General features: G+C 40.3%; 28 protein-coding genes. All 28 read right to left on the minus strand.

Annotated features, from left to right (window positions below):
- Window positions 1-234: 234 nt before the first annotated feature.
- Window positions 235-1545 carry a RidA family protein gene (locus ACP8HH_RS17585; protein ID WP_438319246.1) on the minus strand — a complete coding sequence of 437 codons (1311 nt, stop codon included), beginning with the start codon at window positions 1543-1545 and terminating at the stop codon, window positions 235-237.
- 121 nt (window positions 1546-1666) lie between these two features.
- Window positions 1667-2059: a 30S ribosomal protein S9 gene (gene rpsI, locus ACP8HH_RS17590; protein WP_438313518.1), complete on the minus strand. Its 393-nt coding sequence runs from the start codon at window positions 2057-2059 to the stop codon at window positions 1667-1669.
- A 19-nt stretch (window positions 2060-2078) separates the two neighbouring features.
- Window positions 2079-2516: a 50S ribosomal protein L13 gene (gene rplM / locus ACP8HH_RS17595; RefSeq protein WP_438313520.1), complete on the minus strand. Its 438-nt coding sequence runs from the start codon at window positions 2514-2516 to the stop codon at window positions 2079-2081.
- Window positions 2517-2682: 166 nt separating this feature from the next.
- Window positions 2683-3429, minus strand: coding sequence for a tRNA pseudouridine(38-40) synthase TruA (truA, locus tag ACP8HH_RS17600; RefSeq protein ID WP_438313522.1), 747 nt, complete (start codon window positions 3427-3429; stop codon window positions 2683-2685).
- Window positions 3430-3434: 5 nt separating this feature from the next.
- Window positions 3435-4235, minus strand: coding sequence for an energy-coupling factor transporter transmembrane component T family protein (locus ACP8HH_RS17605; protein WP_438313523.1), 801 nt, complete (start codon window positions 4233-4235; stop codon window positions 3435-3437).
- A complete protein-coding gene (locus ACP8HH_RS17610; protein WP_438313525.1) occupies window positions 4235-5104 on the minus strand; it encodes an energy-coupling factor ABC transporter ATP-binding protein in 870 nt (289 codons plus the stop codon). The genes ACP8HH_RS17605 and ACP8HH_RS17610 overlap by 1 nt, the downstream gene beginning before the upstream one ends.
- Complete coding sequence (locus ACP8HH_RS17615; protein ID WP_438313527.1) at window positions 5080-5925, minus strand: energy-coupling factor ABC transporter ATP-binding protein; 846 nt, start codon at window positions 5923-5925, stop codon at window positions 5080-5082. Before ACP8HH_RS17615 ends, ACP8HH_RS17610 begins: the two co-directional genes overlap by 25 nt.
- 325 nt (window positions 5926-6250) lie before the next feature.
- Window positions 6251-6631 (minus strand): 50S ribosomal protein L17, encoded by a 381-nt coding sequence (rplQ, locus tag ACP8HH_RS17620; protein ID WP_438313529.1) that lies wholly within the window; start codon window positions 6629-6631, stop codon window positions 6251-6253.
- Window positions 6632-6663: 32 nt separating this feature from the next.
- A complete protein-coding gene (locus ACP8HH_RS17625) occupies window positions 6664-7608 on the minus strand; it encodes a DNA-directed RNA polymerase subunit alpha (protein ID WP_438313530.1) in 945 nt (314 codons plus the stop codon).
- A 135-nt stretch (window positions 7609-7743) separates the two neighbouring features.
- Window positions 7744-8133: a 30S ribosomal protein S11 gene (rpsK, locus tag ACP8HH_RS17630; RefSeq protein WP_381540230.1), complete on the minus strand. Its 390-nt coding sequence runs from the start codon at window positions 8131-8133 to the stop codon at window positions 7744-7746.
- Window positions 8134-8158: 25 nt separating this feature from the next.
- Window positions 8159-8524, minus strand: coding sequence for a 30S ribosomal protein S13 (gene rpsM, locus ACP8HH_RS17635; protein ID WP_438313533.1), 366 nt, complete (start codon window positions 8522-8524; stop codon window positions 8159-8161).
- A 24-nt stretch (window positions 8525-8548) separates the two neighbouring features.
- Entirely contained in the window at window positions 8549-8662 is a 114-nt protein-coding gene (gene rpmJ, locus ACP8HH_RS17640; RefSeq protein WP_438313535.1) for a 50S ribosomal protein L36, read from the minus strand.
- A 37-nt stretch (window positions 8663-8699) separates the two neighbouring features.
- Window positions 8700-8918, minus strand: coding sequence for a translation initiation factor IF-1 (gene infA / locus ACP8HH_RS17645; protein WP_060203457.1), 219 nt, complete (start codon window positions 8916-8918; stop codon window positions 8700-8702).
- Between the two features lie 379 nt (window positions 8919-9297).
- Window positions 9298-9951: an adenylate kinase gene (locus ACP8HH_RS17650; protein ID WP_438313537.1), complete on the minus strand. Its 654-nt coding sequence runs from the start codon at window positions 9949-9951 to the stop codon at window positions 9298-9300.
- A gap of 54 nt (window positions 9952-10005) precedes the next feature.
- Window positions 10006-11298, minus strand: a complete 1293-nt coding sequence (gene secY / locus ACP8HH_RS17655; RefSeq protein ID WP_438313539.1) for a preprotein translocase subunit SecY — start codon at window positions 11296-11298, stop codon at window positions 10006-10008.
- Window positions 11298-11738: a 50S ribosomal protein L15 gene (gene rplO / locus ACP8HH_RS17660; RefSeq protein WP_381540220.1), complete on the minus strand. Its 441-nt coding sequence runs from the start codon at window positions 11736-11738 to the stop codon at window positions 11298-11300. Before rplO ends, secY begins: the two co-directional genes overlap by 1 nt.
- 33 nt (window positions 11739-11771) lie before the next feature.
- Window positions 11772-11954 (minus strand): 50S ribosomal protein L30, encoded by a 183-nt coding sequence (gene rpmD, locus ACP8HH_RS17665; protein ID WP_438313541.1) that lies wholly within the window; start codon window positions 11952-11954, stop codon window positions 11772-11774.
- A gap of 13 nt (window positions 11955-11967) precedes the next feature.
- Window positions 11968-12468, minus strand: coding sequence for a 30S ribosomal protein S5 (gene rpsE, locus ACP8HH_RS17670; protein WP_438313542.1), 501 nt, complete (start codon window positions 12466-12468; stop codon window positions 11968-11970).
- A 23-nt stretch (window positions 12469-12491) separates the two neighbouring features.
- Window positions 12492-12854, minus strand: coding sequence for a 50S ribosomal protein L18 (rplR, locus tag ACP8HH_RS17675; RefSeq protein ID WP_438313543.1), 363 nt, complete (start codon window positions 12852-12854; stop codon window positions 12492-12494).
- Between the two features lie 33 nt (window positions 12855-12887).
- On the minus strand, window positions 12888-13427 hold the full coding sequence (gene rplF, locus ACP8HH_RS17680; protein ID WP_438313545.1) for a 50S ribosomal protein L6: 540 nt from the start codon (window positions 13425-13427) through the stop codon (window positions 12888-12890).
- A gap of 30 nt (window positions 13428-13457) precedes the next feature.
- On the minus strand, window positions 13458-13856 hold the full coding sequence (gene rpsH / locus ACP8HH_RS17685) for a 30S ribosomal protein S8 (protein WP_438313547.1): 399 nt from the start codon (window positions 13854-13856) through the stop codon (window positions 13458-13460).
- A gap of 30 nt (window positions 13857-13886) precedes the next feature.
- A complete protein-coding gene (locus ACP8HH_RS17690) occupies window positions 13887-14072 on the minus strand; it encodes a type Z 30S ribosomal protein S14 (RefSeq protein WP_381540206.1) in 186 nt (61 codons plus the stop codon).
- Between the two features lie 19 nt (window positions 14073-14091).
- Window positions 14092-14631: a 50S ribosomal protein L5 gene (gene rplE / locus ACP8HH_RS17695; protein ID WP_438313549.1), complete on the minus strand. Its 540-nt coding sequence runs from the start codon at window positions 14629-14631 to the stop codon at window positions 14092-14094.
- Between the two features lie 27 nt (window positions 14632-14658).
- A complete protein-coding gene (gene rplX / locus ACP8HH_RS17700; protein ID WP_438313551.1) occupies window positions 14659-14970 on the minus strand; it encodes a 50S ribosomal protein L24 in 312 nt (103 codons plus the stop codon).
- 36 nt (window positions 14971-15006) lie between these two features.
- A complete protein-coding gene (rplN, locus tag ACP8HH_RS17705; RefSeq protein ID WP_269051740.1) occupies window positions 15007-15375 on the minus strand; it encodes a 50S ribosomal protein L14 in 369 nt (122 codons plus the stop codon).
- Between the two features lie 39 nt (window positions 15376-15414).
- The gene (gene rpsQ / locus ACP8HH_RS17710) at window positions 15415-15678 is read right to left on the minus strand and encodes a 30S ribosomal protein S17 (RefSeq protein ID WP_381540198.1); all 264 of its coding nucleotides are present in this window, start codon (window positions 15676-15678) and stop codon (window positions 15415-15417) included.
- A gap of 17 nt (window positions 15679-15695) precedes the next feature.
- Window positions 15696-15896, minus strand: a complete 201-nt coding sequence (gene rpmC / locus ACP8HH_RS17715) for a 50S ribosomal protein L29 (protein WP_381540196.1) — start codon at window positions 15894-15896, stop codon at window positions 15696-15698.
- Window positions 15886-16320 (minus strand): 50S ribosomal protein L16, encoded by a 435-nt coding sequence (gene rplP, locus ACP8HH_RS17720; RefSeq protein ID WP_381540193.1) that lies wholly within the window; start codon window positions 16318-16320, stop codon window positions 15886-15888. Before rplP ends, rpmC begins: the two co-directional genes overlap by 11 nt.
- Window position 16321 lies beyond the last annotated feature (1 nt).

A 16321-nucleotide genomic window follows, 5' to 3' on the forward strand; every position in this document is an offset into this window, starting at 1 on the left:
AATTTTAACTCATGACTCTTTATGAATATAAAGTAGCACACTGTTCGCCGCACCGTAGGGGAAAACAAGCTTTAAGGATGAGTTTATACTTCTGTACTGATTAAAAACATAAGCCTTCTCAAATTTCTTTTAGGACAGCCACATTTCATGAAATGGATATGCGATTTCGCATTCACCATCCATCCGCAATAATAAGTAGCTTTGAGAGTTCCTGTATTTACAAACAAATGCTTGTTATTCTTTTGGAGGTGTTCCTTCAGCGTTTGATACAACCGCATCGATTTGGATTAAAGCATCTTTAGGTAAAGCTGATACGCCAATTGTACTTCGTGCAGGAACACCACCTGGGAAGAATGTTGTATAAACTTCATCTACAGCATCAATATCTACGATGTTTTTAAGGTAGATATTTACTTTAACCACATCATCCATAACGTGATCGATACTTTCTAAGATTGCATTAATATTTTTTAAGCACTGTCCAGCCTGCTCTTTTACACCACCAGCTACCATTTCACCAGTTTTCGGGTCCAAAGGTAATTGAGCCGAAATGTGATTGTAATGAGAAAACGCTACTGTTTGTGTAGATAAAGAACTCTTTGGTGCATTTTCAGTGTTGTTTGCCTTTATAACGATTCCATGCCTGTCTTCAACAGCTTGTGGAGGTGTACCATCTCCGTGTGACACCACTGCTTCAATTTGCACCAAAGCATCTATAGGTAAAGCTGAGACTGCAACTGTTGTCCTTGCAGGGACATAGGCCGTGGCCCTGGCAATAGCCGAGTCTGGGAAAAATGTTGTATAAACTTCATTTACGGCTTCAATATCCGAGAGGTTTTTAAGGTAGATATTAACTTTAACTATATCGTCAAAAGGAACGTCGATACTCTCTAAAATTGCCTTCATATTTTTTAAGCACTGTTGGGCCTGCTCTTTTACACCGCCAGCTACCAATCTCCCAGTTCTTGGATCAATAGGTAATTGAGCTGAAAGATTATTGTAATGAGAGAAAGACACAGTTTGTGTAGATAAAAGACTTGTAGGTGCATTTGCCGTGTTATTTGTAAGCTTAATGAGGTCGCCTGCTTGTGGTGCGTTTGGAATTGTACCTTCGCCGTGTGAAACAAGTGCATCAATTTGTAACAAAGCATCCATAGGTAAAGCATCAACTGCAACTATTGTTCGTGTTGGTACATAAGTTGGGAAGAATGTTTTATAAACTTTATCTATAGCTTCAACATCTTTGATATTCTTAACGAATACAGTGATTCTAACAACATCGCTCATAACATGATCGATGCTGTCTATAATTGCCTTGATATTTTTAAAGCACTGTTCAGTCTGCTCTTTTATACCACCGGCTACCAATTTACCGGTGTTCGGCTCGATAGGTAATTGAGCCGATAGATTATTGTAATGAGAGAAAGCTACAGTCTGTGAATATAGACCGTTACCGTTTGGAGCATTTTCCGTATTTCTTGCTAATACTGCGTTATAGTCGTTTATGATAGTATTCCCCTTTTGGATATATTTATTTAATACCAGAAAAAAAGCACCAGCAAGATGCCGATGCTTTCAATCTGTTAAGTTATTTGAAAGGTTAACGTTGGTTTGAACCAACTTGAACCAAAAAACTTTTTTTAACGTCGATACAAAACAAAATCGATTAACGTTTTGAGAACTGTGGTGCGCGACGTGCGCCTTTAAGACCGTATTTTTTACGTTCTTTCATGCGTGAATCACGTGTTAAGAATCCTGCTGATTTAAGTGCAGCACGGAAGTCAGGGTCTACATTTAAAAGTGCACGTGCAACACCGTGACGAATTGCTCCAGCTTGTCCTGTATAACCGCCACCATGAACGTTTACAAGGATATCATAGCTTCCAAGTGTTTCTGTTGTAACGAGTGGTTGTTTAATAACCTCACGTAATGTTTCAAATGGTACGTAGTCTTCTACATCACGATTGTTAATGACGATTTTGCCATTACCAGGAACGAGACGTACACGAGCTACAGAACTTTTACGACGGCCAGTGCCGAGATATTGTACTTGTGCCAAAGGTGTTTCCTCCTCTTAATTATCCGCGAAGTTCGTAAACTTCCGGTTTTTGTGCTGCATGCGGGTGATCCGTTCCAGCGTATACGTTTAATTTTCTATAAGTTTGACGACCTAAAGGACCTTTAGGAAGCATTCCTTTAATTGCAAGTTCAAGCATTTTTGTCGGATAATTAGTACGCATTTCAAGTGCTGTACGTTGCTTAAGATTACCCGTGTAACCAGAGTGACGGTAGTAAATCTTGTCTTTCAATTTGTTTCCTGTCAATTCGATTTTCTCAGCGTTGATGATAATCACGTGATCACCTGTGTCAACGTTTGGTGTGAAAGTCGGTTTATGTTTACCACGTAAAAGTTGTGCTACTTCAGAAGCAAGACGACCAAGCGTCTGTCCTTCAGCGTCGACAACGAACCATTTACGTTCTACTTCGTGACTTTTAGCCATGAATGTTGTACGCATTTTTTGTCCTCCTAAATGTATCAAAATCTGTTTCCGTTTTCTCTATCCCTAAACACAAATTACCTTCCGGGGCTTCTTGTGGGGTTTTAGAAATACCATTTCTTATCATATAATAGATTTAACATAAAGTCAAGCATTTTAATAATATACACTAGGACGGGTTGTCCTAGCTTTTATATTCTACACTTTCTAAGTACAAACCATGTGCTGACAAGGTTTTTCCGGCAGTTTTCCGATCTTTTTTTTCAAGAATGCAATGTACATCTGAAGGTGATTTCCGACCTACTCCAACATCTAACAAAACACCCGCAATTGTTCGAACCATATTGTATAAAAAGCCGTCTCCGTTAATTGTCATAACAAGAAACTCACCCCGTTCTTCAAGTGTTAGCAGTTTTACGGTTCGTACTTTATTACTTGTCGCCGTTTTTGTTGAACAAAAACTAGCAAAGTCGTGGGTACCCATTAGATGCACCGCAGCCTCCCGCATTTTTTCAACATCTGGTTTCCGAGTTCCCAAATGCACCGAAAAGTTTCGCTCGAATGGACTGTGCACATCGCTATAGGACCACTTGTAACGATACGTTTTACCCGTGGCAGAATAGCGCGCGTGAAAATCCTGATCGACATTCTCTACTTTGTTAATACGGATATCTGTCGGAAGCAAAACATTAAGCGCTCTTTTCCATCGGTCCAGCGGTAAACTGAAAGGTGTGTCAAAATGAATGACTTGACCATTTGCATGAACGCCCGCATCTGTTCTTCCGCTCGCATAAGAGACCATGTTCTCTCCCTTATGGATTTTCACCAATGCTTTATCAATCTCTTGCTGAACAGTTCGTATTCCCGGTTGTATCTGGTAACCCGCAAAGTTTGTACCATCATACGAAATAGTCGCTTTTATTCGATTCATCTCACTTACACCCCCCTAAGAAAATAGAGGCCAATAATAAGTATTAGAAGCAGAACCATTATCGTTGTATCACGATATCCCCAGCTTAATTGTCGATACCTTGTTCTTCCTTCACCACCACGATATCCACGAACTTCCATGGCGACGGCGAGATCTTCAGCACGTTTAAATGCGCTCACAAACAGTGGCACTAGAAGAGGTATTACCGCGCCAATTCGTTGCTTGATAGAACCCGTGCTAATATCCGAGCCTCGTGCAAGCTGGGCTTTCAATATTTTATCTGTTTCATCCATAAGTGTAGGTATAAAACGGAGAGATATTGACATCATCAATGCAAGTTCGTGGACAGGCAACTTGAATCGTTTGAAGGGATTTAAGAGTTCTTCTAAGCCATCTGTTATTGAAATTGGTGTAGTTGTCAGGGTCAAAATAGAAGTCATTAAAACGAGTACAAGAAAACGGGTTGAAATGAAAATTGCTTGTCGCAAACCTTCCTCATAAATCTTAATAAATTTCCAATCGACCAAAAGAGCCCCTTCTTTTGTGAAGAAAATATGCATTAAAAAAGTGAATACGATAAGAAAGATTATGGGTTTTAACCCATTTATTAAAAAGTAAAAACGTATTCGAGAAACAAATATAACAAACAATGTAAATACCAATAACAATCCGTAGGTCCATACATTATTAGCAATAAAAACAGCAATTATAAATAAAAACACAAAAGATAATTTAGCTCGTGGATCCAATTTGTGTATAAAAGATGTTCCCGGAATAAAACGACCAAAAATCATTTTTTCTAACACTAACGGCCACCTACTTCTGCTGCTACTTTCGCAATTTCCTCAGCAAGAATTTCTTCCGTTAGTGCCATTTTAGGCAATGAACGACCAATCAGCTTTTCAAAATCGCGCTGAAATTTAACCGAACGAGGTAAGCCAAGCCTATATGTTGCAAGTCTCTCCTCATCACCGAAAACTTCTTCAGGCGTACCATTCATGACGGATGTACCATCATGCATCACTATAATGTTGTCCGCATAGCGAGCCGCATCTTCCATGCTATGTGTCACTAGAATGGTTGTTAAGTTTTCTCGTTCATGAAGAACACGGAACAAGTCCATGATTTCCTTCCGTCCCTTAGGATCCAAGCCCGCTGTCGGCTCGTCCAGGACGAGCACGGACGGTTTGAATGCAAGTACACCAGCAATCGCGACGCGCCTCATTTGCCCTCCTGAGAGCTCAAACGGAGACTGTTCTGCGATTTCTTTGGGAAGACCTAACTGCTCAATCAGTTCATGTGCTCGTCTTCTAGCTTCTTCTTTATCAACACCAAAATTCATTGGTCCAAACATGATATCTTTTTCAACAGTCTCTTCAAAAAGTTGGTGTTCCGGAAATTGAAAGACAATTCCTACATGTCTTCGAACTTCTTTCAGCCCCTTGGCTTTTGTTCCAGCAGTAATGGTTGCATCACCAATCTTCACAATTCCTTCAGAAGGTTTTAACAGACCATTTAAATGCATTAATAACGTGGATTTACCAGAACCTGTATGACCAATTATTGCGGTGTAAGAACCCGAATGAATCGTGACATCCACTTCGTGCAATGCCCTTTTCTCAAAAGGAGAATCTTTACCGTATAAATATCCTACTTGCTGAAGTGAGATGTCCATAATTCATTCACCAACTCTTTTTCTGTCATATGTTCTCCATTTAAATCTAATCCAAATTCTCGTAATAAATTGGAGACTTTCATTGCAAATGGCAAGTCCAAGCCAATGGACTCAAGTTCGTTCCCACTAGAAAATATTTGCTCTGGTGTTCCTGTTGTGAGCAACTGACCTTTATTCATAACAATTATTCGATCTGCAAGTAGTGCTTCTTCTAAATCATGCGTAATTGAAATGACAGTGAGTCCTGTGCTCTTCTTTAACTCTTGAACGATTTGAATTACTTCGTCACGACCTTGCGGATCTAACATTGATGTTGCTTCGTCCATAATAAGTAAACGTGGTTTTAATGCAAGTGCACCCGCAATTGCTACCCTTTGTTTTTGCCCACCTGATAGATGATGTGGTTCATGATCTAAGAAATCCCCCATGTTTACTTGAGCTAGTGACTCATGGACGCGAAGAACCATTTCTTCAAAAGGAATTCCATTGTTTTCAAGAGCAAATGCTACGTCATCCTGCACTGTTGAACCAACAAACTGATTGTCCGGGTTCTGGAATACAATACCCATCTTCGAACGAATATCCCACAAGTTTTCCTCTGTTAACTTTTCAATAAAAACACTCACATCTCCCGAATCAGGAAATAAAAGTCCAATCATTAATTTTGCAAGTGTAGATTTACCAGATCCATTATGTCCAACAATGGCAATCCATTCGTCTTCATGCACAGTGAATGACACATTATCAACTGCATTTGTTGTTTGACCATCCTCAGATGGATATGAATATGTTACTTTGTCCATCGACAGAATTTCTTTCATTGCCGACACCTCCGGCTTACCGCATTTTATGTATAGTAAATAACTTATTATTATAAGAGTAAGGACCCCTCGCAAAAAATGCGAAGAATCCTTATTTTAAGTAAAAAAAAAGCGCGCACCTCATCCGAAGAAATGCGCTCATATCTATGACTTGTACCGGGTGCTCAAGTCCAGTACAGCGGATGAGGTGCGTAGAGCTAGACCAAGAAGACAAGGTTCTGTCGACGATCATAACACTCAGCTTTTAAAGTTGTCGTATAAATCTGTGTTGAAAAAGGGTGTGGACAAGCATAAAGCCCGACACACCCTTCTAAAATGAAATCAATTAAACGAGTTCGATTATGACGATGGGTGCACCGTCACCGCGACGCGGGCCCATTTTCATGATACGAGTATATCCACCTTGACGCTCTGTGTAACGTGGAGCGACATTATCAAAAAGTTTTTGAAGTGCATAGATTTCTGATTCATTGCCCTCATCGTTTGTAACTGTAACGAGTTCACGACGGATATATTGTGCGGCTTGACGACGTGCGTGCAAGTCTCCACGTTTACCGAGTGTAATCATTTTTTCAACAACTGAACGAAGTTCTTTCGCTCGTGTTTCTGTTGTTTGAATACGCTCATGTATGATTAGATCCGTTGTAAGGTCACGAAGTAATGCTTTACGTTGTGAACTTGTACGTCCAAGTTTTCTGTATCCCATAAAAGTTTTTCCTCCTTACCCAATAAGATCACTCAATCTTCTGTTCGTAAAATAAGATTAAGCTCATCCAGTTTCGCTTTCACTTCTTCAAGTGATTTACGTCCTAGATTTCGTACTTTCATCATTTCATCTTCTGTTTTGCTAGCAAGCTCAAGAACAGTGTTAATACCTGCACGCTTCAAGCAGTTATAAGATCTAACCGAAAGGTCGAGTTCTTCAATCGTCATCTCTAGAACTTTCTCTATTTGGTCTTCCTCTTTTTCTACCATGATTTCTGCAGTTTGTGCTTCATCAGTCATGCCAACAAATATATTCAAATGCTCAGTTAGAATTTTTGCTCCAAGTGATACAGCTTCCTTAGGACCAATACTTCCATCTGTCCAAACGTCTAGTGTAAGTTTATCGAAATTGGCCATTTGACCGACTCGAGTATTTTCCACTTGGAAGTTAACTCTTGAGACCGGAGTATAAACCGAATCAATCGGAATAACACCAATTGCAAGATCTTCACGTTTATTTGTTTCAGATGGTGCATAACCGCGACCACGAACAGCATACATCCGCATGCGTAAATGACCGTTTTTCCCAAGTGTAGCAATAGGTAGCTCTGGGTTCATAATTTCAACATCACTATCATGCGTAATATCCGCAGCAGTAATGACTCCTTCACCCTTTATATCTATTTCAATCACTTTTTCTTCATCAGAATAAATTTTAAGGGCAAGCTTTTTCACATTCAAAATAATTGATGCGACGTCTTCAACGACACCTTCAACCGTAGAAAACTCGTGAAGTACACCATCAATTTGAATTGAAGTAACGGCTGCTCCAGGTAATGAAGAAAGAAGAATGCGACGTAGAGAATTCCCTAAAGTATTCCCGTATCCACGCTCTAATGGTTCAATGATAAACTTACCAAACTTGGAATTATCGTTGATCTTAACTGTCTCAATTTTTGGTTTCTCAATTTCGATCATTCGGTTATCCTCCTTCAAAACATCTAATGTACAGGCCGTTCCATATTGAAATCGATTTTCTCAAAAGACAAAATGTAATCCCACAATTCATTTTTGACAATAATTGTGTTTCTCAATCAAATGGATAAAAAGCCATTATACACGACGACGTTTTGGTGGGCGGCATCCGTTATGAGGAACCGGTGTTACGTCTCTAATTGCAGTTACTTCAAGACCTGCAGCTTGTAGAGAACGAATCGCTGCTTCACGTCCAGCTCCTGGACCTTTAACAGTTACTTCTAATGTTTTCAAACCATGCTCCATTGCAGACTTAGCAGCTGTTTCAGCAGCCATTTGAGCAGCGAAAGGAGTAGATTTACGAGAACCTCTGAAGCCTAGTGCGCCTGCACTTGACCAAGACAGAGCATTTCCCTGCATATCGGTAATTGTAACAATTGTGTTGTTGAACGTCGAACGAATATGTGCAATACCAGACTCGATATTCTTTTTCACACGACGTTTACGAGTGACTTGTTTCTTTGCCATGTTAAGAAGATACCTCCTTTACCTATTATTTATTCTTGTTAGCTACAGTGCGTTTTGCACCTTTGCGAGTACGTGCGTTGTTTTTAGTGTTTTGCCCGCGTACAGGCAATCCTCGACGATGACGAATACCACGGAAACTACCGATTTCCATCAATCGTTTGATGTTTAGTGAAGTTTCGCGACGTAGGTCACCTTCAACTTTCAAAGTATCCATTTGTTCACGAATTTTATCTAGCTCAGCGTCAGTAAGATCACGAACTCGAGTTTCTTCAGAAACTCCAGCTTCTGCTAATACCTTCTCTGCAGTTGTTTTTCCAATTCCAAAAATATAAGTTAATGAAATTACAATGCGCTTATCGCGCGGAATGTCTACACCAGCAATACGTGCCATAAAGATTGTGCACCTCCTTCTATATTAGCCTTGTCTTTGTTTATGTCTTGGATTTTCACAAATAATCATTACTCGGCCACGTCTACGAATAACTTTACATTTTTCGCAGATCGGTTTTACAGATGCCCTTACTTTCATCTTACCCAACCTCCTTCATATTCCGGAGTACAAAAGTTTATTTAAAGCGGTACGTTATACGGCCGCGTGTCAAATCATAAGGCGAAAGTTCCATTGTCACTTTGTCGCCAGGCAGGATGCGGATAAAGTGCATACGGATTTTGCCAGATACATGCGCAAGAATCGTATGGCCGTTTTCCAGCTCCACTTTGAACATCGCGTTTGGTAACGTTTCGACTACAGTACCTTCTACTTCGATTACATCGTCTTTCGCCATCAATCCTGTCTCCCTTCTATATCAATAAAGGTTCTCACCATCAATCGGCATCAGTCGCCTTTAAGGCTTCCTTCAACATATGTCTGGACCGCAAGAGTGATGTTCGAAAGACGTCTGTCACATTTCGTTTCCCGCAAACCAGTCTTTCGACTATTGTTGTGGTAAATCGTATCTGAATGGACACGACCGTCCGGATTGCCGTAGATGAGTTCCTTGTTACGTTATTACAGTTCATTGAAGAACTTTTTTACGCCTCATTGAACTCTAAGCAGTTCTTATACCGGGCACATAATAACTTTTGTATCTCGATAAAACATACACTTCATGTAGCATATCCATAAATACCCTTAAAGCATACATGAGTATGTACCTAAAAGTGTTACTGATCGCCTTTTTGAAGAATTGCGTCCAGTTCTTTAAAAACAATATCAATGTTTTGTTGACCATTAATATTTACCAAAATACCTTTTCCATCATAATATGATAGAAGTGGTGCTGTTTGAGTCATATTTACTTCCAGACGATTTGTGACTGTCTCTGGATTGTCGTCAGCTCGTTGATAAAGTTCTCCATCATCCTTATCACATTTTCCTTCAACCTTTGGCGGGTTGAATTGTAAGTGATAAGATGTTCCGCATACTTTACAAATTCGGCGACCTGTTAAGCGTGCAACAAGTTCGTCTTTATCTGCTTGGATATTAAGAACATGTTCAATCCTACGTCCCATTTCAGACAATAGCTCATCAAGGGCTGCTGCCTGTGGAACAGTACGAGGGAAACCATCGAGCAAGAAGCCGTTATCACAATCGGGTTTACTTAATCGTTCACGAACGATACCGATTGTCACTTCATCAGGAACAAGTGCTCCCTGATCCATGTAAGATTTTGCTTTGACTCCAAGTTCCGTACCTTCTTGTATTGCAGCACGGAACATATCGCCTGTAGAAATATGAGGGGTCTCGTACTTTTCGACAATTTTGTCTGCCTGTGTACCTTTACCAGCACCTGGCAAACCCATTAATACGATATTCATACGTCAAGTCCTCCGCCTTCATATTCGTTTTCCAAAATGTATCTCTCGAAAAACTTATTTCATAAAACCTTTATAATGCCTTTTCACAAGTTGTGATTCAAGTTGTTTCATCGTTTCAAGGGCAACCCCAACAACGATTAGTAAACTTGTTCCTCCAATTTGCGCAGACTGTGGAAGGTTTGCGAAATTGATAAAGAAAATCGGCATAACTGATACTACCGCAAGGAATGAAGCTCCAACAAAAGTAAGTCTATACAAAGTGCTTGTTAAATAACTTTGTGTATTCGCACCAGGACGAATACCAGGAATATAAGCACCTTGCTTTTTCAGATTATCTGCCATGTTTTCAGGATTTACCTGAATAAATGCGTAGAAGTAAGTAAATGCGACAATAAGTACAACGTAAATGACCATACCAATTGGATTCGTATAATCAAATATCGATTGGATCTTCGTCGTAACACTATTTGTTCCGAAAAACGACGCGATTGATTGCGGTGTTATAAAGAATGCAGAAGCAAAGATTACCGGGATAACCCCTGCAGCATTTAGTTTTAATGGTAAATGTGTCTGTTGACCAGCAGTTGTCGGTCCCCGTCCAGAAACACGTTTAGCATATTGAATCGGAATTTTTCGAAGTGCTTCTTGCACATAAATAACTCCAACTGTTACAGCAATAATTACTAGAAGAAGTAGTACTGCAATGGCTATTTTAATAAATAGCGCATCACCTGCATCTTTTAGTTGAGTTGCATAATACTGATTTACAGCTGTTGGGATTCCGGCAGCAATACCAGCAAAGATAATGATGGAAATACCATTTCCAACACCTCTTTCCGTGATCTTTTCACCGAGAAACAACAAGAATGCAGTACCAGCAGTTAATACGATTGCAATAACGACATATGTTGAAACGCCTTCAGACTTGATAAGCTGTCCGCCAAACATACTATTAAAGCCAAATGACATAGCAATTGCTTGAATGAAAGCAAGGATAATTGTGAAATACCTTGTAAACTGTGCAAGTTTACGTCTTCCAACGTCACCTTGTTTTGCCCATTCAGCAAACTTTGGAACAACATCCATCTGTAATAGTTGCACAATAATGGATGCGGTAATATACGGCATGATTCCAAGTGCTAAAATCGAAAAGTTAGCAAGTGCTCCACCACCGAAAATATTCATGAATCCAATAAGACTATTATCAGATTGCTGTAAAGCCGTTGCGTCAACGTTAGGAACCGTTATAAATGTTCCTAATCTAAAAACGATAAGTAGCAGCAACGTGAAAATGATTTTACTTCTGATATCTCGAACGCGCATTAAGTTGGAGATTGTCTGAAACATTAAACCACCTCAGTTTGCCCGCCCGCTTTTTCAATTGCTTCCTTTGCGGATGCAGAAAATTTGTTTGCTCTAACTGTTATTTTCTTCTCGATAACGCCGTTACCAAGAATCTTAATTCCAGATTTAGCATTGCTTACAACACCTAGCTCAAGTAACAACTCAGGCGTTACAACTGTGCCTTCATCAAACATATTAAGTTTATCAAGGTTCACAATTGCATAGTCTTTACGGTTGATATTTGTAAATCCACGTTTTGGAAGACGTTGGAATAATGGAATTTGTCCACCTTCGAACCCAAGACGTACGCCACCACCCGAACGAGAGTTTTGACCATCATGTCCTCTACCGGAAGTTTTACCATGTCCTGAACTCATTCCGCGTCCAACGCGTTTGCGTTTTTTTCTAGAACCGTCAGCTGGTTTCATTTCGTGTAATTTCATCTAATTGGCACCTCCTTATTCAATAAATCAAGATTATAGTTCTTTAACTGTAACCAAGTGGGCTACTTTACCGACCATGCCGCGAATTGCAACATTGTCTTTATGTTCAACCACTTGATTTAGTTTACGTAATCCTAGTGCTTCAACTGTTTTACGTTGTGCCGGCTTTGAACCGATTACGCTTTTTCTAAGGGTAATTTCAAGTTTACTCGTCATTGTGTGTCCCCCCTTAACCTAACAGTTCTTCTACTGTTTTTCCACGTAGCTTAGCTACATCTTCAGCACGCTTCAAACTTTTCAGTCCAGCAACAGTTGCACGAACCATGTTAATTGGTGTGCTTGATCCAAGTGATTTTGAAAGTATATCAGTGATACCCGCAAGTTCTAGAACCGCACGGACAGGTCCGCCCGCAATAACTCCAGTACCAGGCGCTGCTGGTTTAATAAGAACTGAACCTGCACCAAAGTGACCAAGCACTTCGTGAGGTGTTGTTCCCTTAACTCTAGGTACAACAATTAAGTTTTTCTTAGCATCATCGATAGCTTTACGGATTGCGTCTGGAACTTCTTGTGCTTTACCAGTTCCAAAACCTACGCGGCCGTTTTTATCTCCGATTACAACGAGAGCAGTAAAGCGGAAACGACGTCCACCTTTAACAACTTTCGCAACGCGATTAATCGTTACTACGCGTTCTTCGAATTCGCTTTTATTCTGATCATTACGACGCATTAAATGTGTCCCTCCTTCTTAAATTAAAATTCTAGACCATTTTCACGTGCTGAGTCAGCAAGAGCTTTCACACGGCCGTGAAATAGGTAACCGCCACGGTCGAAAACGACCGTTTTGACGTCTTTTTCAACAGCTTTTTTCGCGATTAACTCGCCTACTTTAACAGCAGCTTCAGCGTTTGATTTAGTTCCAGATTCGAACTCTTTGTCCATTGTTGATGCACTAGCAATTGTTACTGCATTAATATCATCAATCAATTGTGCGTAAATATGCTTGTTTGAACGATAAACGTTCAAACGTGGACGTGCTGCAGTTCCGCTAATTTTAGTACGAACGCGAGCATGGCGTTTTTTACGGACAACGTTTCTATCTTTTTTCGTAATCATCGTGGTCACTCCTTCCAAATGCTTTATGAGGCATTATTTACCTGTTTTTCCTTCTTTACGACGAACGACTTCGCCTACGTAACGAATACCTTTACCTTTGTAAGGCTCAGGTGGACGTACTTGACGTACTTTAGATGCAAGAGCACCTACGCGTTCTTTATCAATACCACGAATTGTGATTTTTGTGTTAGCAGGAACTTCGACTTGAATTCCTTCTTCTGGTATAAACTCAACTGGGTGTGAGTATCCGACGTTTAATACAAGTTTTGTACCTTGAAGTGTCGCACGGTAACCTACCCCAACAAGTTCAAGCGATTTTTCAAAACCTTTTGAAACGCCTGTCACCATATTATCAAGAAGTGAACGAGTCGTTCCGTGCATAGAACGGTGTTCTTTAGATTCAGAAGCACGGATCAATGTGATCACGTTATCTTCTCTCTCGATTTTAATATCAGTATTAAAACTACTAGTTAGTTCGCCTTTTGGACCTTTTACAGTAACGACGTTACCATCTGCGATAGTAACAGTCACATCTGCAGGAACTTCAATCGGCTTTTTTCCAATACGGGACATTCAGTTGCACCTCCATTCAATTGTTACATATTACCAAACGTAAGCTACTACTTCTCCGCCTACTTGTTTAGCGCGTGCATCCTTATCAGTAAGGATACCGTGTGATGTGGAAACGAGGGCGATACCTAGGCCATTCAAAACTTTAGGAACTTCGTTTGTTTTTGCGTAAACACGAAGACCCGGTTTAGAAATACGTTTAAGACCAGTGATAACTCGCTCGTTATTTTGACCATATTTAAGGAATATGCGGATGATACCTTGTTTGTTATCTTTCACATATTCAACTTCGCGTACAAAACCTTCACGTTTCAAGATTTCAGCAATTTCTTTTTTCATGTTTGAAGCAGGAACTTCAAGCTTCTCGTGACGAACCATGTTCGCGTTACGGATGCGTGTAAGCATGTCTGCGATCGGATCACTCATTGTCATTGCATTTACCTCCTTCCCATATTTAGGGGATTACCAGCTTGCTTTTTTAACGCCAGGAATTTGTCCTTTGTATGCCAATTCGCGGAAACAAATACGGCAAAGCTTGAACTTACGATATACGGAATGTGGACGACCACATCGCTCGCATCTTGTGTATGCCTGAACTGCATGTTTAGGTGTACGTTTTTGTTTAGCGATCATTGATTTCTTAGCCACGTTTACGCCTCCCTCTTATTTACTTTTGGAACGGCATGCCGAACTGCGTCAATAACTCACGTGCTTCTTCATCAGAGTTTGCAGTCGTAACGATGACGATATCCATACCGCGTATTTTAGAAACTTTGTCGTAGTCAATTTCAGGAAATATCAATTGTTCTTTCACGCCAAGCGTGTAGTTTCCACGTCCGTCGAATGCCTTCTTTGAAACTCCACGGAAGTCACGTACACGAGGTAGTGAAATTGAAATTAGCTTATCAAGAAATTCGTACATACGCTCTCCGCGTAATGTAACTTTAGTTCCGATAGGCATTCCCTCACGGAGACGGAATCCAGCGATAGATTTCTTCGCTAATGTGACAACCGGTTTTTGACCAGAAATGATAGTTAAGTCTTCAACTGCAGCGTCTAATGCTTTCGTATTCTGAACAGCATCACCAACACCCATGTTAATAACAATCTTATCAACTTTTGGTACTTGCATAACCGATGTATATTCAAACTTGCTCATAAGTGCAGGAGTAACTTCTTTAATAAACTTCTCTTTAAAACGGCTCATCTATATGGATCTCCTTTCATCCGTTACTTATTTATCCAATAATTCACCGGATTTTTTAGCAACACGAACTTTTTTGCCATCTTCAATCTTATATCCTACTCGGGTTGGTTCACCCGTTTTAGGGTCTATCAACATAACGTTAGATATATGGATAGCTGCCTCTAAACTAACAATTCCACCTTGAGGATTTTCCTGGTTTGGTTTTGTATGTTTCTTGACGATGTTTACACCTTCAACAAGCACACGGTCTTTCTTAGGGAAAGCGGCTAGGATTACGCCGGTTTTTCCTTTATCTTTTCCAGTGATAACCATAACTTTATCGCCTTTTTTTACATGCATTCTGTCGCACCTCCTTGATTGGCACTGTCATGTGAATTAAAGAACTTCGGGAGCTAGTGAAATAATTTTCATGAAATTGCTGTCGCGAAGTTCACGAGCAACTGGTCCGAAAATTCTTGTACCACGTGGGCTTTGGTCATCACGGATAATTACACATGCGTTTTCATCAAACGTTATATATGAACCATCTTTGCGACGTACTCCACTTTTCGTACGGACGATAACAGCCTTGACGATTTCGCCCTTCTTAACAACGCCACCAGGTGTTGCTTTTTTCACTGTACAGACAACTACATCACCGATATTTGCTACTTTACGGCCAGTACCGCCTAATACTTTAATAGTTAGAACTTCACGAGCGCCTGAATTGTCGGCGACTTTCATACGACTTTCCTGTTGAATCATTGAGGCTACCTCCTCCCGGATTTTTAGATCCGAACTTTATTAGATAACTACCGCTTTCTTGACAACTTCAAGTAGGCGAAAACGCTTTGTTGCTGATAACGGACGAGTTTCCATAATGCGGACTACATCGCCGATTTTTGCATCATTTAATTCATCATGTGCTTTAAGCTTTTTAGAATATTTTACACGTTTACCGTATAAAGTATGTTTTTTGTATGTTTCGACCATTACAGTAACAGTCTTATCCATTTTGTCAGACACGACACGGCCTGTGTATACTTTGCGTTGGTTACGCTCAGTCATGGTTGCAACCTCCTCCATCAGTTATTTGCACTGATTTCTCTTTGACGTATAACAGTTTTCATGCGCGCAATCGACTTACGAACTTCGCCGATACGTGCAGTGTTTTCTAATTGGCCTGTCGCCAATTGGAAGCGAAGGTTGAAAAGCTCTTCTTTCAGTGATTTCACTTGTTGCTCAATCTCTGCAGTTGTCAAGTCACGGATTTCTTTAGCTTTCATTAGATTCACCACCAATTTCTTCACGTTTTACAAACTTAGTCTTAATAGGAAGTTTGTGTGATGCTAGACGAAGTGCTTCACGTGCAACATCTTCACTTACACCTGCGATTTCAAACATGATTCTACCAGGCTTAACAACAGCTACCCAGCCTTCTACAGCACCTTTACCAGAACCCATTCGAACTTCGAGAGGCTTTTTTGTATATGGTTTGTGTGGGAAAATGTTGATCCATACTTTACCGCCACGTTTCATGTAACGTGTCATTGCGATACGTGCTGATTCAATTTGTCGGCTTGTAATCCATGCCGGATCAATTGCTTGAAGTCCGTATTCACCGAATTGTACCGTTGCTCCGCCTTTTGTTGTTCCGCGCATTTTACCACGGAAAACTCGACGATATTTAACGCGTTTAGGCATTAACATA

The sequence above is a fragment of the Sporosarcina sp. FA9 genome, from assembly GCF_051550205.1.
Classification (GTDB): Bacteria; Bacillota; Bacilli; order Bacillales_A; family Planococcaceae; genus Sporosarcina.

Coding starts and splice junctions, on each gene's coding strand:
- rplX (WP_438313551.1), bottom strand. CDS start 14,970: ATGCATGTAAAAAAAGGCGATAAAGTTATGGTTATCACTGGAAAAGAT.
- rplE (WP_438313549.1), bottom strand. CDS start 14,631: ATGAGCCGTTTTAAAGAGAAGTTTATTAAAGAAGTTACTCCTGCACTT.
- rplQ (WP_438313529.1), bottom strand. CDS start 6,631: ATGGGATACAGAAAACTTGGACGTACAAGTTCACAACGTAAAGCATTA.
- rpmD (WP_438313541.1), bottom strand. CDS start 11,954: ATGACGAGTAAACTTGAAATTACCCTTAGAAAAAGCGTAATCGGTTCA.
- rpsH (WP_438313547.1), bottom strand. CDS start 13,856: ATGACAATGAGTGATCCGATCGCAGACATGCTTACACGCATCCGTAAC.
- rpmJ (WP_438313535.1), bottom strand. CDS start 8,662: ATGAAAGTAAGGGCATCTGTAAAACCGATCTGCGAAAAATGTAAAGTT.
- rplP (WP_381540193.1), bottom strand. CDS start 16,320: ATGTTAATGCCTAAACGCGTTAAATATCGTCGAGTTTTCCGTGGTAAA.
- infA (WP_060203457.1), bottom strand. CDS start 8,918: ATGGCGAAAGACGATGTAATCGAAGTAGAAGGTACTGTAGTCGAAACG.
- rplN (WP_269051740.1), bottom strand. CDS start 15,375: ATGATTCAACAGGAAAGTCGTATGAAAGTCGCCGACAATTCAGGCGCT.
- rpsK (WP_381540230.1), bottom strand. CDS start 8,133: ATGGCAAAGAAACAAGTCACTCGTAAACGTCGTGTGAAAAAGAATATC.
- rplM (WP_438313520.1), bottom strand. CDS start 2,516: ATGCGTACAACATTCATGGCTAAAAGTCACGAAGTAGAACGTAAATGG.
- ACP8HH_RS17650 (WP_438313537.1), bottom strand. CDS start 9,951: ATGAATATCGTATTAATGGGTTTGCCAGGTGCTGGTAAAGGTACACAG.
- rplF (WP_438313545.1), bottom strand. CDS start 13,427: ATGTCCCGTATTGGAAAAAAGCCGATTGAAGTTCCTGCAGATGTGACT.
- truA (WP_438313522.1), bottom strand. CDS start 3,429: ATGAATCGAATAAAAGCGACTATTTCGTATGATGGTACAAACTTTGCG.
- secY (WP_438313539.1), bottom strand. CDS start 11,298: ATGTTTCAGACAATCTCCAACTTAATGCGCGTTCGAGATATCAGAAGT.
- rplO (WP_381540220.1), bottom strand. CDS start 11,738: ATGAAATTACACGAAATGAAACCAGCTGACGGTTCTAGAAAAAAACGC.
- rplR (WP_438313543.1), bottom strand. CDS start 12,854: ATGATTACGAAAAAAGATAGAAACGTTGTCCGTAAAAAACGCCATGCT.
- ACP8HH_RS17615 (WP_438313527.1), bottom strand. CDS start 5,925: ATGAAAGAAATTCTGTCGATGGACAAAGTAACATATTCATATCCATCT.
- ACP8HH_RS17610 (WP_438313525.1), bottom strand. CDS start 5,104: ATGGACATCTCACTTCAGCAAGTAGGATATTTATACGGTAAAGATTCT.
- rpsE (WP_438313542.1), bottom strand. CDS start 12,468: ATGCGTCGTAATGATCAGAATAAAAGCGAATTCGAAGAACGCGTAGTA.
- rpsM (WP_438313533.1), bottom strand. CDS start 8,524: ATGGCACGTATTGCTGGTGTAGACATTCCGCGCGATAAGCGCATTGTA.
- ACP8HH_RS17625 (WP_438313530.1), bottom strand. CDS start 7,608: ATGATCGAAATTGAGAAACCAAAAATTGAGACAGTTAAGATCAACGAT.
- rpsQ (WP_381540198.1), bottom strand. CDS start 15,678: ATGACTGAGCGTAACCAACGCAAAGTATACACAGGCCGTGTCGTGTCT.
- rpmC (WP_381540196.1), bottom strand. CDS start 15,896: ATGAAAGCTAAAGAAATCCGTGACTTGACAACTGCAGAGATTGAGCAA.